Source organism: Phorcysia thermohydrogeniphila (assembly GCF_004339575.1).
GTDB classification, from domain to species: Bacteria; Aquificota; Aquificia; order Desulfurobacteriales; family Desulfurobacteriaceae; genus Phorcysia; species Phorcysia thermohydrogeniphila.
Genome location: NZ_SMFV01000001.1, coordinates 355,432 through 368,953 on the forward strand (window position 1 = coordinate 355,432; position 13,522 = coordinate 368,953).

General features: G+C 45.2%; 15 protein-coding genes. 13 read left to right on the top strand and 2 right to left on the bottom strand.

Annotation, left to right across the window (positions count from 1 at the left end; genetic code table 11):
* Nucleotides 1-355 precede the first annotated feature (355 nt).
* The 5 genes from mtaB to CLV27_RS01790 are packed head-to-tail and all read left to right on the top strand — an operon-like array spanning nt 356 to nt 4,573.
* The gene (mtaB, locus tag CLV27_RS01770; protein WP_132525213.1) at nt 356-1,687 is read left to right on the top strand and encodes a tRNA (N(6)-L-threonylcarbamoyladenosine(37)-C(2))-methylthiotransferase MtaB; all 1,332 of its coding nucleotides are present in this window, start codon (nt 356-358) and stop codon (nt 1,685-1,687) included.
* The gene (locus CLV27_RS01775; RefSeq protein ID WP_132525215.1) at nt 1,641-2,750 is read left to right on the top strand and encodes a pyridoxal phosphate-dependent aminotransferase; all 1,110 of its coding nucleotides are present in this window, start codon (nt 1,641-1,643) and stop codon (nt 2,748-2,750) included. The genes mtaB and CLV27_RS01775 overlap by 47 nt, the downstream gene beginning before the upstream one ends.
* A gap of 2 nt (nt 2,751-2,752) precedes the next feature.
* Complete coding sequence (locus CLV27_RS01780) at nt 2,753-3,898, top strand: potassium channel family protein (protein WP_132525217.1); 1,146 nt, start codon at nt 2,753-2,755, stop codon at nt 3,896-3,898.
* Complete coding sequence (locus CLV27_RS01785) at nt 3,885-4,232, top strand: DUF6394 family protein (RefSeq protein WP_132525219.1); 348 nt, start codon at nt 3,885-3,887, stop codon at nt 4,230-4,232. The genes CLV27_RS01780 and CLV27_RS01785 overlap by 14 nt, the downstream gene beginning before the upstream one ends.
* Nucleotides 4,233-4,291: 59 nt before the next feature.
* Complete coding sequence (locus tag CLV27_RS01790) at nt 4,292-4,573, top strand: flagellar biosynthesis anti-sigma factor FlgM (protein ID WP_132525221.1); 282 nt, start codon at nt 4,292-4,294, stop codon at nt 4,571-4,573.
* Here the strand turns inward: CLV27_RS01790 and CLV27_RS01795 are convergent.
* Complete coding sequence (locus CLV27_RS01795) at nt 4,545-4,814, bottom strand: EscU/YscU/HrcU family type III secretion system export apparatus switch protein (RefSeq protein WP_132525223.1); 270 nt, start codon at nt 4,812-4,814, stop codon at nt 4,545-4,547. The two genes, CLV27_RS01790 and CLV27_RS01795, sit on opposite strands and share 29 nt — an antisense overlap.
* A gap of 59 nt (nt 4,815-4,873) precedes the next feature.
* On the opposite strand from CLV27_RS01795, the gene gltX reads away from it, so the two are divergent.
* The 8 genes from gltX to CLV27_RS01835 all read left to right on the top strand — a co-directional run bounded on the left by gltX (nt 4,874) and on the right by CLV27_RS01835 (nt 12,581).
* On the top strand, nt 4,874-6,337 hold the full coding sequence (gene gltX / locus CLV27_RS01800) for a glutamate--tRNA ligase (protein WP_132525225.1): 1,464 nt from the start codon (nt 4,874-4,876) through the stop codon (nt 6,335-6,337).
* Nucleotides 6,338-6,366: 29 nt separating this feature from the next.
* Complete coding sequence (locus CLV27_RS01805; protein ID WP_132525227.1) at nt 6,367-6,933, top strand: Uma2 family endonuclease; 567 nt, start codon at nt 6,367-6,369, stop codon at nt 6,931-6,933.
* A complete protein-coding gene (gene miaA / locus CLV27_RS01810; RefSeq protein WP_132525229.1) occupies nt 6,926-7,846 on the top strand; it encodes a tRNA (adenosine(37)-N6)-dimethylallyltransferase MiaA in 921 nt (306 codons plus the stop codon). Before CLV27_RS01805 ends, miaA begins: the two co-directional genes overlap by 8 nt.
* A complete protein-coding gene (gene hfq / locus CLV27_RS01815) occupies nt 7,843-8,088 on the top strand; it encodes an RNA chaperone Hfq (RefSeq protein WP_132525231.1) in 246 nt (81 codons plus the stop codon). Before miaA ends, hfq begins: the two co-directional genes overlap by 4 nt.
* Nucleotides 8,081-9,511, top strand: coding sequence for a hypothetical protein (locus tag CLV27_RS01820; RefSeq protein ID WP_132525233.1), 1,431 nt, complete (start codon nt 8,081-8,083; stop codon nt 9,509-9,511). Before hfq ends, CLV27_RS01820 begins: the two co-directional genes overlap by 8 nt.
* Nucleotides 9,511-11,133: an Rqc2 family fibronectin-binding protein gene (locus tag CLV27_RS01825; protein WP_132525235.1), complete on the top strand. Its 1,623-nt coding sequence runs from the start codon at nt 9,511-9,513 to the stop codon at nt 11,131-11,133. The genes CLV27_RS01820 and CLV27_RS01825 overlap by 1 nt, the downstream gene beginning before the upstream one ends.
* Nucleotides 11,134-11,211: 78 nt before the next feature.
* A complete protein-coding gene (gene rd / locus CLV27_RS01830) occupies nt 11,212-11,376 on the top strand; it encodes a rubredoxin (protein ID WP_132525237.1) in 165 nt (54 codons plus the stop codon).
* Nucleotides 11,376-12,581: an FprA family A-type flavoprotein gene (locus tag CLV27_RS01835; RefSeq protein WP_132525239.1), complete on the top strand. Its 1,206-nt coding sequence runs from the start codon at nt 11,376-11,378 to the stop codon at nt 12,579-12,581. Before rd ends, CLV27_RS01835 begins: the two co-directional genes overlap by 1 nt.
* Here CLV27_RS01835 and CLV27_RS01840 read toward each other — a convergent pair.
* On the bottom strand, nt 12,578-13,519 hold the full coding sequence (locus CLV27_RS01840; RefSeq protein ID WP_132525241.1) for an MJ1477/TM1410 family putative glycoside hydrolase: 942 nt from the start codon (nt 13,517-13,519) through the stop codon (nt 12,578-12,580). The two genes, CLV27_RS01835 and CLV27_RS01840, sit on opposite strands and share 4 nt — an antisense overlap.
* Nucleotides 13,520-13,522: the final 3 nt, after the last annotated feature.

The window sequence follows — 13,522 nt, forward strand, 5'->3', positions numbered from 1 at the left end:
TCGGGCATTTCAACAGGTTAGGGATGAGGAAATGGGACGAGAGAAGTTGGAGTCGCAATCCCGCTCACTTTTTCGGGCATTTCAACTTTTAGGTGAATGTTAGGTATAGTTAACAATCTTAAGTCGCAATCCCGCTCACTTTTTCGGGCATTTCAACAGCAAAAATCTGGAAATATTGAAAATCAATATCTCCAGAACTTGAGATTTCTATCAAATTCTATAACTCGCTAAAAATCAACCCTTACAAGCAAAAAGTTTCAGCAAGCCTAACTTTGCCCGTTAACCTTATTCAACTTTCAAAGACCACAATAACTTTTTAGATTATAACAAAGCAAACTCTAAAAGGAGAGCTCCGTTGAAGAGAGTTGCCTTCTATACACTCGGCTGTAAGATGAACTTCCACGAGACGGCCTACATGGAAGAGCTCTTCAAAAAGGCCGGCTACGAGGTCGTTGACTTTGACGAGGAAGCAGACATCTACATAGTAAACACCTGTACGGTAACGTCAACGGCAGACGCCAAGTCCCGTAAAGCTTTAAGGAAGGCAAAGCAGAAGAATCCAAAAGCTCTAATTGTTGCAACGGGTTGTTACTCTGAGGTCTACCCGGAAGAAGTTGAAAAGGTAAAGGAGGTAGACTTCATAACGGGAAACACAGAGAAGTTCCACATCTTAGAGCTCGTTGAGAAGCGACTTAAAGGGGAGCTCCCCCGTATCCACGTAAAAGGCGTATGGAAGGATAGGAATTTCTACCCCCTTACAATCAGACACTACGAGGGCAGGACGAGAGCTTTCCTGAAAGTCCAGCAGGGGTGTGAGCTCTTCTGCTCCTACTGCATCATCCCAAAGGCACGGGGCAAGATGGTAAGTGAAGAGCCCCAGAGAGTAATTGAACAGGTAAAGGAGCTCGTTGACGCAGGCTACAAGGAGATAGTCCTAACCGGAACTCACTTAGGAGCTTACGGTGTAGACCTTGAGGGAAACTGGAATCTTGCAAAACTCATTGAAGAGCTCGTCAAAATTCCCGGACTCTACAGGCTCAGAATCAGCTCCGTTGAGCCGATTGAATTTACCGACGACCTCATAGAGGTAGTAACTGGCTCAGAGAAGGTAGCCCCCCACCTTCACATACCACTTCAGAGTGGAAGTAACAGAATCCTTACACTAATGAGAAGGCGCTACAGGGCAGAGGACTTTAGGAAGGTAGTTGAAAAGATACTCTCACGGAATCCGGAAATCTGCATAGGAACGGACGTTATGGTCGGATTTCCCGGAGAAAGGGAAGAGGACTTTGAAGAAACGAGAAAGTTCGTTGAGGAGATACCCTTTGGCTACCTTCACGTCTTCCCCTACTCTAAGAGAAAGGGAACAGTTGCAGCAACGATGAAAGACGACGTTCCACCGGAGGTAAAAAAGGAAAGAGCTTCCATCTTAAGAGAGATTGGAAAGAGAAAAAGCGTAGCGTACAGGGAGCGTTTTGTTGGAAGGGAGCTTGAAGCCCTCGTCCTCTCTCAACTGCCAGATGGAAATTCCACCGCCCTAACCGGAAACTACATAAGGGTTATACTGAATGAAGAGCTAAAACCGGGAGAAGTTGTTAAAGTAAAACTGACAAAGGTAGGGGAAAAGAGAGAGGAAAACTATGGAGAGGTTGTTGATAGAGCCCTTCTACGTAATGAAAGTTCTTGAGAGGGCTAAGGAGCTTGAAAGGGAAGGTAGGAAAATCATCCACTTTGAAGTTGGAGAGCCAGACCTCCCTGTCCCCGAAATCGTTAAGGAAAAAGCCTTAGAGGCACTAAAAAGGACGGAGCTCCGCTACACAGAAACAGCCGGAATTCCCCCCTTAAGGGAGAAAATAGCCGAGTACTACGAGAGGACTTACGGCGTTAAGGTAAACCCAGAGCAGGTTATAGTTACTCCGGGGAGCTCCATAGGCCTCCTTGCCGTCTTAAAGGTCGTCTCAGAGAGGATAGGTAGCGTAGCCTACCCAGATCCCGGATATCCCTGCTATAAGAACATGTTAAAGTTTTTAAAAGCTGACTCAGAACCGGTCAACGTTGAAGCAGAAGAAGAGTTTAAGGTAAAACCGGAAAAACTAAAGACAAAAGCAGTGGTAATTAACTCTCCTTCCAATCCTACTGGAGTGGTTTACACAAAAGAGGAGCTCCAGAAGATTTCCGAAAAGGCCTTTGTAATTTCTGACGAGATATACCACGGCCTCACATATGGGAGGGGAGCTCCATCGGTACTGGAAGTAACTGACAATGCTGTAGTAGTTTCAGGTTTTTCAAAGTTCTTCCTCATGACCGGCTGGAGGGTAGGTTGGCTGATAGTTCCAGACTGGATGGTCAAAGACGTAGTAGCAATTCTCCAGAACGTAGCCATATCAGCTCCAACCCTTTCCCAAATAGCGGCACTTGCCTGCTTTGAAGAAGAGTGTCTTGAAGAATTAAGGAGAAACGTTGAAACCTTCAGAAAAAGAAAGGATTTAATGTTAAGTGGTCTGAAAAAATTAGGCTTTCGCATACCAGCACATCCCCAAGGAGCTTTCTACATCTTTGCCGACGCCTCTGCCTTCACAGAAGACAGCTTTTCCTTTGCCTTTAAGGTCTTAGAAGAAACCGGAGTGGCCATAACGCCGGGAAGGGACTTTGGCTATAATAAAACGGAACGTTTTGTCCGGTTTTCGTTCTGCACGGACGAAAGGAACATAGAAGAGGGGCTTGACAGACTCTACGTCTTCCTGAGGTAACTTTGAGAAAGGTAAAAAAGTACATACCACCAAAGTACGGTCAGGAAAGAATACTTGAAGTCTTAATGAAGTTCCGTGCCCCCCTCATAATCGCCCTCATTACTGTAATGGTATCTACCGTTGGTTATATGCTCATCTCCGGTGTTGACCTTTTAACGGCATTCTACATGACCATTCTCACTGTTACGACCATAGGCTACGGTGAAATGTGGAACATGGACGTTAAGGCAAGGATATTCAACCTTGCCGTAATGACCTTTGGTGTAGGCAGCGTTATGGGATACTCTATAGCGGTTCTCATAAACATCGTTACCTCTGGAGAGGTAAAGAAAATCTTGAGGTTCAGGAAAATGGTAAATGACATCTCTGCTCTCAAAGGCCACTACATAGTTTTCGGAATGAACGACTACGTCCTCCATCTTATAAAGGAGATGAAGTTCTACAAGATACCCGTTGTTCTCGTAGACCCTTCCGAAAAGTTGGAAGAGTTTGCGAAAGAACACGAGATAAACTACTACCTCCAGCTTGACCCCTCAGACGAGAATACCCTATACCTCGCAAACATAGAGACTGCAGTTGGAGCTATCGTTGCAACTACTGACGATTACAGGAACCTTGCAATAACGCTAACTGTCAAGAACGCCGTCACAAAAAACAACATCTATCCATTCTTTATCCTTGCCCTCGTAAAGAAAGACAAGTTCAAGGAAAAGCTAAAGCTCGTAGGAGCTGACTACGTTGAGACAATACCGTCCATAATTTCAAAACGCATGGCAATACTTGCCAGAAAACCTCCAATCTTCGGCGAGAAATCCCTTCTTGAAGAGATACTCTTTGGCGAACACACCTTTATAGACATAGAAGAGCTAGTCGTCCAGAGCGACTCGCCAATTGTTGGAAAAACTCTGAGAGATATTGACCTCAGGAAAAGATTTGGAATTACTGTCATTGCCGTAAAAAAATCTGACGGGAAAGTTATATACACCCCCGGTGGAGATGTAGTTATTGAACCCCTAGATATCTTAGTCGTTGTCGCTCCCAAGAATAGGTTACAGGATGCAATCAAAGTTCTTTTCAAAGGTAAAGTTACCTCAAGAGGTGCAATGCTCAAGAAAAAGATAAAGGAGAGGCTCCATGGACTGGGGTAAAGTTGGAACGGCCTTTTTTATCATGATGTCACTTACAACAACCGTTGGCTTTGTTTACGACGGAGACCCTTACGAGCTCATCGCCTCCGTTACGTTCAACCTCATAGCTACCCTTCTTAAACTTGGCAGTAAAAAGACCCTAAGTGCAGAGCTCCTTGCCACAAGTTTAGCAGCCGACCTACACCTAATACCGGCCCTGATTTTCTACGAGATGGGCGCCCGAATGACACTCGTTGAAGCTCTTGCATGGGGTGCACTCGTTGCCAATATTTTCTCAGTAATTATTGTTATAATTGAGACGGTCCTTGAGGCAAAAGAGGAAGCTTGGTGGTAAAATATGCCTTCCCTCTGCCGATAATGTAAGTGTAGGGAAAGCAGCGGAGGGTTACAAAGTTGAGAATAGATAGGATTTCTCCAGAGTTCCTTGCCGCTATTAACGAGGAGATAGGGCAACTGAAGAGAGCTCGCAAAGGGTCTTCAGATTCTCTCCCAGATGGGGAAACAGAAGGGGTAATGGTAACGCTGTCTGAAGAGCTCTCCTCTCAGATTGAGGAACTCCAGCCACCACCCCGCGAGAAGGTAGAGGAGATAAAGAGGGCTCTTGCTGAAGGAACTTACAGTATTGACGTTCATAGGATTAGTGAGGCTATTTTGAAGGATATCCTTGGCGAGTAGCCGAGTAGACAAGAGCCAATACTTTAGCAACAGCTTTATAGAGGGAGGGAGGTATCTCCTCCCCTAAGTCAAGTGAAACCAAGAAAGACACCAGCTCATTATCCTCTATAACTGGTATATCGTGCTTTTTTGCTAACTCAACTATTTTCTCCGCAATAATCCCTTTTCCTTTTGCTAAAACCTTAGGAGCGTTATCCTTTTCCCTCTCGTACTTTAGAGCTACAGCCTTTTTCTCCTCCATAGTTTAATTATAACTGCTACAATTTTGCGAACAAAATCCCCGCTCACCGGAGGACTCCTATGACTGTTCGCGTAAGGTTTGCTCCAAGCCCCACAGGTTTCATGCACGTTGGAAACGCAAGAACGGCGCTCTTCAACTACCTTTTTGCAAAACACTACGGCGGAAAGTTAATTCTGAGAATTGAGGATACAGACGTAGAAAGACACAGTGAAGAGGCAGTTAAAGTTATATACGAGGCCCTTAGATGGATGGGAATTGAGTGGGACGAGGGACCGGATGTAGGGGGAGACTATGGCCCTTACAGGCAGTCTGCGAGGCTTGACATATACAGGGAGTACGTTGAGAAGCTCAAGGAGAAAGGGCTTGTTTACGAGTGCTACTGTACACCTGAAGAGCTTGAAGCAATGAGAAAGGAACAGCTTGAAAGGGGAGAGCCCCCAAGGTACACCGGAAAGTGCAGACACCTAACGGAGGAAGAGAAGGAAAAGTTAAGGAAAGAGGGCAGAAAGCCCGTCCTGAGATTTAAAGTCCCTGAGGATAGAGTCATTGTATTTGAAGACCTCGTAAAGGGAAGAATAGAAATAAACAGCAGACAGCTCGGTGGCGATTTTGTCATCGTTCGCTCCAACGGGATGCCGGTCTACAACTTCGTCGTCGTCGTTGACGACGCCCTCATGAAGGTAACCCACGTCATAAGGGGAGAGGATCACATCTCCAACACTCCCAAGCAGTTGCTCCTTTACGAGGCTCTTGGATTTACCCCTCCAAAGTTTGCTCACCTACCTATGATACTTGGAACAGACAGGAGTAAACTCTCAAAGCGCCACGGCTCAACATCTGTAAAAGAGTTTAGGGAAAAGGGCTACCTACCAGAAGCCTTTACAAACTTCTTGGCACTCCTTGGCTGGTATCCAAAGGACGGAAAAGAGATTCTCTCTATGGAAGAGCTAATAGAAAGATTTGACATAAAGGACGTAAACAGCGCTCCCGCCGTCTTTGACACTACAAAGCTCAACTGGATGAACCAAGTCTACATAAGGAGCTACCCGATAGATAAGCTAACAGAGCTCCTCATTCCCTACCTTGAGAAGGCAGGATACGCCCTCTCATCCTTTGATAGGAAGTGGCTTGAAAGGGTAGTTGAAGTAACGAGGGACTACTTTACGGTTCTCTCCGACGCTCCCACCTACATGGAGACCTTCCTCAAGGACGACTTTGAAGTCTTAGATGAGGCGAAGAACTTTATCGCTGAAAATCCGGACAGGGTGAAGGTTATTGAGCTCTTCTACGAGAAACTCAAAGCGTTTGATGGGGAGCTCTCCCAAGAGGCCTTTAAGAAGCTTGTAAAGGAAGTCGGGAAGGAGCTGAAGGCCAAGGGCAAGAACCTCTTTATGCCTATAAGAATCGCCCTTACCGGTAAAATGAGTGGTGTGGAGCTCCCAATCTTAGTAGAGCTCCTTGGCAAAGAGAGAACCCTGAAGAGAACGGAGAACACCCTTAAGCAGTTAAGTGATATATCTTAGAGTATTGAAGTTCATACAGGAGCTTCTTAGTGGGACTAGCAGAGAAATTTAAGGAGTACTACACCTATGAAGACTACAAGAACTGGAAGGGAGACTGGGAACTCGTAGAAGGAGTTCCCTTTGCTATGTCTCCTTCTCCAAGCGTTAAACACCAGCTTGTAGTATCAAGAATTGTCTACATACTGAGCAGAGAACTTAAAAAAGCTGACTGTAAAGGTTGTTTAGTTCTTCCAGAAATTGACTGGGTTGTAAAGTTTAACACCGTCGTAAGACCAGACGTTGTGGTAGTCTGCAACTTAAAAAACCTTGAAGGACACCTAAAAGTCCCTCCACTCTTAATATTTGAGGTAGTCTCTCCTTCTTCTTCCCAGCGAGACGAGGGATTAAAATTTGAGCTCTATAGGCAAGAAGGGGTAAAGTTTTACGCCCTCGTCTACCCTGAGCTTAAAAGATTAAAGGTTTACAGCTTTAAAGAAGGCTCTGGAGTCCTTTTAGAGGACAAAACCTCCGGAAAGGTAGAAATCCCACTAAGAGGAAATTGTAAGTTGAGTATCAGCTTAGAAGAACTTTTTGGAGAAATTTCCCCAAATGACTAAGGGAAAACCCCTCATAGTTATCACAGGCCCAACGGCAACGGGTAAGACAGACTTCTCTATTCAGCTCGCAAGGGAAATAGACGGGGAGATTATCTCCGCCGACTCAATGCAGGTTTACAAGGGCCTTGACATTGGAACGGACAAGGTTTCTGAAGAGATAAGGAAAGAAATTCCCCACTATCTCATAGACGTTGTTGAACCGTATGAAAAGTTTTCCGTTGCGGACTTTGTAAAAGTGGCCGACAGGGCAATAGAGGAAATACAGGAAAAGGGAAAGTTTCCAATCGTTGTAGGTGGAACCGGCTTTTACATAAGAGCTCTCCTCTACGGCGTTCCTGAAACTCCCCCTTCAAGCGAAGAGGTTAGGAAAGAATTAGAGAAGTTCTCCACAGAGGAGCTTTACGCAGAACTCCTTAAAGTCTCCCCAGACTACGCTAAAAAGATAGGAAAGAACGACAGGAAAAGAATCATTAGGGCTCTTGAAGTCTATAGGCTCACAGGAAAACCTATTACCGCCTTCCCAGAAAGAGGAGAAAAGCCCCGCTACCCCTTCCTTGGATACTTTCTGTACAGGAACAGAGAAGAGCTCTACAGGAGGATAGAAGACAGAGTTGACTCCCAGATAAGGAGAGGACTTGTAGAGGAAACAAAGTGGCTACTAAAGTTTGGCAGGAACTTAACGGCATTTCAGGCCCTTGGTTACAAGGAAATCTTAGAGTACCTTGAAGGAAGGATGAGCCTTGAAGAAGCCGTTAGACTTTTAAAGAGGAGAACAAAGCAGTTTGCTAAACGCCAGTTTACGTGGTTCAGGAAAGAACCTAAATTTAAGTGGGTAAACCTATCTGAGATTAGTGAAGAAGAGGTAATAGAGCTAATTAAAAACGACATCAAAAACTTCTGGGAGGAAACATGAACCTTCAGGATACCTACCTCAACAGGCTCAGGAAGGAGAGAATTCCTGTAAGCGTATACCTTGCAAGGGGAACGAGACTTCAAGGAGTAATTACCTTCTTTGACCAGTTTACGATTCTGCTTGAAAACGGAGGAACCCAACAGCTTATATACAAACACTCCATAGCAACCATAGTTCCGGCAAGGCCTGTAAAGAACCTTTTCCAGTCAGAAAACAGGGAAGAAAAGGAGAGTAATGGCTAAAAAGACCATTCTTTTCGGCGGGCTTACACCGACTCATGAGCTCCTCATGAAGGGAGCTGTTGAAAGCGTAGGGTATAGGGCTGAGTTCCTGCCGACCCCCGATAACGTCTCCCTTGCCATCGGCAGGGAGTTCTGTAATAGGGGAATGTGCAACCCTGCCTACTACACGATAGGCAACCTTATAAAGTTCCTCAAACAGAAGGCCGCCGAAGGAGTTGATGTAGAGAAAGAGTACACCTTTACAACTATAGGAGCCTGCGGACCCTGCAGGTTCGGAATGTACGAGTCTGAGTACAGGCACGCCGTCCGTGAGGCCGGCTTTAAAAACCTCAGCATCTCTATACTCAACCAAAGTAAGCTCTCTTCAGAAGGAGAGGTTGAACTAACGCCAACTTTGGTATGGAGGCTCATAAAAGCCGTCTGGACTGCCGACATTGTGAGGGACATTGGCTATCAGCTGAGACCTTACGAGGTGGAGAAAGGCTCTGTTGACAAAGTTATCTCAGAGTACCTTCAGGAACTCTACGCCGCTATGAAGAAGGGAGGCAAAGTTAAGGAAATACTCTCCATCCTCGTCAAACTCCGCAAAAGCTTAAACAGCCTTCGCTTTGACTACACGCGAGTTAAACCCGTCGTTAGTGTAATTGGCGAGTTTTGGGCCCACACGACAGAAGGGGACGGCAACTACCGTATTCACAGGTGGCTTGAGGAAGAAGGAGCAGAGGTAAAACCAGAACCCATAGCTGGATGGATAGACTACCAGCTCTTTATGCAGGAAAAGAAATTGTTGCTGGAGATAAAAGCTAAAGGGCTTTCTTACCAGCGCATTAAAAGGTTTATTGCAGTCAAAACTGCCTCTTCTCTCCTTAGGTGGCTCTACAACCTTTTAAGGGGAGCTCTCTCCTTTAGGCCGAGAGCTCTGCCTCCACAAAAGTACTTGGCCGAACTTGCTAAAGACTACTACGACCCTTTAGTCGTAGGTGGCGAAGGTTATTTGGAAGTTGCAAAGCACATCTACAGCGTAAAAGAAAAGAAAGCCCACATGGTTCTCTCCGTTAAACCCTTTGGCTGCATGCCATCAACCCAGAGTGACGGAGCTCAGTCAAAGGTTCTCTTAGACTACCCGGAGAGCATATTCATCTCCGTTGAAACCTCAGGCGACGGCGAGGTAAACGTAAAGAGCAGAATCCAGATGAAGCTCTTTGAAGCCAAAAAGGCAGCAGAAAAAGAGTTTGAAGAAGTTCTTGAAAAGCTAAAACTAACAAGGGAAGCCTTTGTAAGAGCTTTCTCCTCTCCGGAGCTCCAAAAACCCTTCATTAAACTTTCAGGAAAGTTTGCTGGAACTGCAGCAAGAGCTCTCTACGCCAATTTCCAGAAAGCTTACTCCCTTCTTCCAGAAAGAGAAGCGGAGGGTACCGTTTAGTGGACTACCTGTTCATAGAAAAGTGTGTCCCCGAAATTGAAAAAGCTCTAAGGAAAGAGAGAATCTCTGCCGTTTACGGTAACCAAAAAACCTTTTCCATAAAGGCGGGTAAATTCTTTCTAAACGTCTACACCGGACAACCAAACGCCCTCTTCCTCTCTCAGAGTCCACTTTCCCAAGACTCATTAAAAAACTTCAAACCCCTTGAAGGAACCTACGTAAAATCTGTTAAACTCCCCGTTAAAGACAGAGTAATTGAGATAGAAACCGTAAAACTGAGCCTCTCAGGCAAGGTTCAAACCTACTACCTGATTTTGGAACTTACTGGAAAAAACGCAAACGTTCTCCTTTTAGATAGCAACAGAAAAATCATCGCTCTCTTAAGACCCTTTAAGAGCTCCGTAAGGCCCTTTGAAGTTGGAGACGAGTACCAGTACCCTCCCTTAGACAAGAAGGAGTTTTCCGAGTTAAAGTTTGGGAAGGTAACCCCTGAAGGTATAGAAAAGAACCTGCACAAGGTCGTGGCAGGCATATCTCCTCTCAACGCCAAGGAGATAGCACTTCTATTCAAAGAAACCGGAAGCCTTGAAAAGGCATACGCTACTTTCCTTGAAAAACACAAGAACTCCAAAACTCCCTGTCTTTACCTTAAGGACAGAAAACCTAAGTTCATGACAACGTTTCCCTACCTTTCACTAAAAGAGCTTGAGAGAAGGGAGTTCTCAGGAGAGTTCCCCTTTACAGAGTGCTGGAAAGCCTACTTTGAGGAAAAAGTAGAAGCTGAAGAGCTTGAAAGGCTAAAAGAACGTATCTTGAGCGACTTAGAAGAGAAGGAGAGGGCTCTACTTACGGAGCTCTCAGAACTCTCCTCACCAGAAGAGCTAAGGGAACGGGCAGAAGAGAAGAAACTCTTGGGAGAGCTCCTCAAATACAACCTTCACCTTCTAAAGCCGGGAATGGAAAGGGTAAAAGTTACCGATTACGTAAGCGGAAAAGAAGTCGTAATCCCCGTTAACCCGACCATTTCTCCTAAGGGAAACGTTGAAGAGTATTTCAAACAGTACAGGAAGCTCCTTAGAAAAGCAGAACATTCCAAGAAGAGGAAAAAAGAAATAGAGGAAGAGCTTGAAACCATTTCCCTCTTAAAGGGAGTCGTTCGGGATGCTACGCAGAAAGAAGAGCTTGATACCTTTCTTCCCGCTAAGAAGGAAGAAAAAAGGGAGAAAAAGAAACTAAAAATCTTCAGACTTCCATCCGGAAACAGAATAGTAGTTGGCAGAAACAGCAGGGAAAACGAATTTATAACCTTTCGCTTAGCAAACGAGCACGACCTCTGGTTTCACGTAAAAGACACCCCCGGCTCTCACGTGATTTTAAGGCTTGAAAGCGGTAAAGAGCCAAGCGATGAAGATATCCTCTTAGCAGCTTCCGCAGCAGTCTTTTTCAGCAAGGCAAAAAGCTCAGGGAAAGTCCCCGTTGACTTTACAGAAGCAAAAAATCTGAAAAAACCCAAAGGTACCCCTCCCGGCTTTGTTACCTACTCAGGAGAGAAAACAGTTTACGCGTCATCAGAGCTCTTTGAAAAGTTCCTGAATAACCCCGAAAAGCCGTCTAAAGGTTAGAAAACCTGCCTTCCGTTTACTTGCTCCTACCTTAGTTTCTTCATAAGATTAAAAAGTGAGAAACTTATGGAGGTCACTATGAAAAAGTACAGGTGCATCCCCTGCGGTTACATCTACGATCAAGAAACTGGAGATCCAGATAACGGAATTCCACCGGGTACTCCTTTTGAAGAGCTCCCAGAGGACTGGACCTGTCCGTGGTGTGGAGCCGGAAAGGAAGATTTTGAACCTGTGGAGGAGTGATGGCTGCAAAGAAGATAAAGGAAGGAATTTACTGGGTAGGGGCAGTAGACTGGGATAGAACGATTTTTGACGAGCTCGTTACGCTTCCTGAAGGAACAAGCTACAACGCTTACATAGTCTTTGGAAGTGGGAAAACAGCACTAATTGACACGGTTGAACCTCTTAAGGGAGAAGAACTCTTAAGAAACCTGAAAGAGCTAAAAGTTAACAGGATAGACTACATCGTTTCAAACCACTCAGAGCAGGACCACTCCGGGATGATTCCAGAAATTCTTAAGCTCTACCCAGAAGCAAAGGTTGTTACAAATAAGAAATGTAAACAGATGCTAATTGACCTTCTTGACCTTCCAGAAAATGTCTTTCAAGTAATTGAAGATGGAGAAACTCTTTCCCTCGGAGATAAAACTCTTCAGTTCTTCTTAGCCCCTTGGGTTCACTGGCCAGAAACCATGTTTACCTACGCCGTTGAGGATAAAGTTCTGTTTACCTGTGACTTTTTAGGTTCTCACATTGCAACCAGTGAACTCTTTGACACTTCTGATGAAAACAGGGCAAAGGTCTACTTAGAGACGAAAAGGTACTACGCAGAGATAATGATGCCCTTTAGGAACTTCATAAAGAAACACCTTGCCCTCATAGACAAGCTCCAGCCCGAGATACTTGCTCCAAGTCACGGAGTTGTAATAAAGGAAACAGAGTTCATACTCAACGCCTACAGAAGGTGGGTATCCGACGAGGTTAAACCGTTAGTTATTATTCCTTTTATATCCATGCATGAGAGCACCCGCCGTATGGTTGATTTTTTAACCTCAGAGCTGAGCAAAAGAGGTATTGCTGTAAGGCCTTACAACTTAACTTCCGTTGATATCGGAAACGTTGCAATGGACCTTGTTGACGCAGCAGGAGTTGTCTTTGCATCGCCAACAGTCCTTGCAGGAGCTCACCCGGCAATAATCTCCTTTGCATACCTTGTAAACTGCCTCAGACCGAAAACTAAACTTGCCACAGTCATAGGCTCCTACGGCTGGAACGGCGTTGTAACCGTAAAGCACATACAGGAAACGCTGAGGAACTTGAAGGCAGAGTGGATAGAACCTGTGATGGTTAAAGGTCTTCCAAAAGAGGAAGACTACACAAGGCTTGAAGAGCTGGCAGACAAAATAGCAGAGAAGGTTAGAGAGTACGCCAGCTTGAAGCTAAGCTAAGGCTGAAGACCCGGTATTATTATGAGCTCATCAAGCTCCCTATCACTCATAGCAGCGTAAGGTATATAGCCCTTTTCAAGGGCTCTACGGCGGAAGTCCTCTATCCTTTCAAGGTTTTCTTTCTCTCTGTCGTAACCACTTCCATCATCAACGTAGTCAACAACCAAGACGGGCTTTCCTGCCCCTCTCACTCTGTCTAAGAGGGCGGTTCTCTCGTTAACCTCATCTTGGCTCACAAATGAAGTTCCATCGTAGAAAAGGTCTTCTACAGCCCAAGCCGAAACGGTTTTAAGGAGTTTTCCTTCTTCGTCAAAAAGAAGAAGTCTCTCTCCGTTCTGGGGAATGATGTAACAGCCCTCTATCTTCTTTCTGCAGTAGTCTGCAATTTCAACTATGAAGTCTATCATCCTCTTAGCAGGTTCTCCCTTTTCAAGTTCCCCCTGAGAGTCCCAGTACTCAAACTCGTCTATCTTATCAAGGTAGAGCCCTTTAAAACCTTCCTCAGCTATCCTGTTTATGTAGCTACGGACTATATCTTTCCACTCCTGCTCCCAGTACCTTACGGCGTAGTTTCCCTGCCACTCTGGGTTTTCCTCACCAAGCCAAGAGGGGGGAGAACTCTGCCAGTCGGGATTCCAGTAAAAACGGTAATCCTCAGCCTCCCCTACGCTTATGTAGGCAATTGGAATCACTCCTGATGACTTTATACTCTCTATCTCTTCAGGAGAGTACTCCCCCTCTTCAGTTCCATCGTAGGAGTAGTCCATAACTACAAGGTCAAATCCGCTAAGGGCAACTTCCGAAGGATTTGCTTCCTGAAGTTGGTAACCCCAGCTTTTAACGTTTAGTGAGGAGCTTTCTTCTTTAACCTCACTTTCCCCTCCACAGCCTCCAAGAAGGAGAAAGGAAAAAAGAATGAGAAAAGAGAACCTTTTCATCTT

Excerpts from the sequence above, each read along its gene's own strand:
- CLV27_RS01775 (WP_132525215.1), top strand. The coding sequence starts at position 1,641 with ATGGAGAGGTTGTTGATAGAGCCCTTCTACGTAATGAAAGTTCTTGAG.
- CLV27_RS01785 (WP_132525219.1), top strand. The coding sequence starts at position 3,885 with ATGGACTGGGGTAAAGTTGGAACGGCCTTTTTTATCATGATGTCACTT.
- CLV27_RS01795 (WP_132525223.1), bottom strand. The coding sequence starts at position 4,814 with ATGGAGGAGAAAAAGGCTGTAGCTCTAAAGTACGAGAGGGAAAAGGAT.
- gltX (WP_132525225.1), top strand. The coding sequence starts at position 4,874 with ATGACTGTTCGCGTAAGGTTTGCTCCAAGCCCCACAGGTTTCATGCAC.
- miaA (WP_132525229.1), top strand. The coding sequence starts at position 6,926 with ATGACTAAGGGAAAACCCCTCATAGTTATCACAGGCCCAACGGCAACG.
- hfq (WP_132525231.1), top strand. The coding sequence starts at position 7,843 with ATGAACCTTCAGGATACCTACCTCAACAGGCTCAGGAAGGAGAGAATT.
- CLV27_RS01820 (WP_132525233.1), top strand. The coding sequence starts at position 8,081 with ATGGCTAAAAAGACCATTCTTTTCGGCGGGCTTACACCGACTCATGAG.
- rd (WP_132525237.1), top strand. The coding sequence starts at position 11,212 with ATGAAAAAGTACAGGTGCATCCCCTGCGGTTACATCTACGATCAAGAA.
- CLV27_RS01835 (WP_132525239.1), top strand. The coding sequence starts at position 11,376 with ATGGCTGCAAAGAAGATAAAGGAAGGAATTTACTGGGTAGGGGCAGTA.
- CLV27_RS01840 (WP_132525241.1), bottom strand. The coding sequence starts at position 13,519 with ATGAAAAGGTTCTCTTTTCTCATTCTTTTTTCCTTTCTCCTTCTTGGA.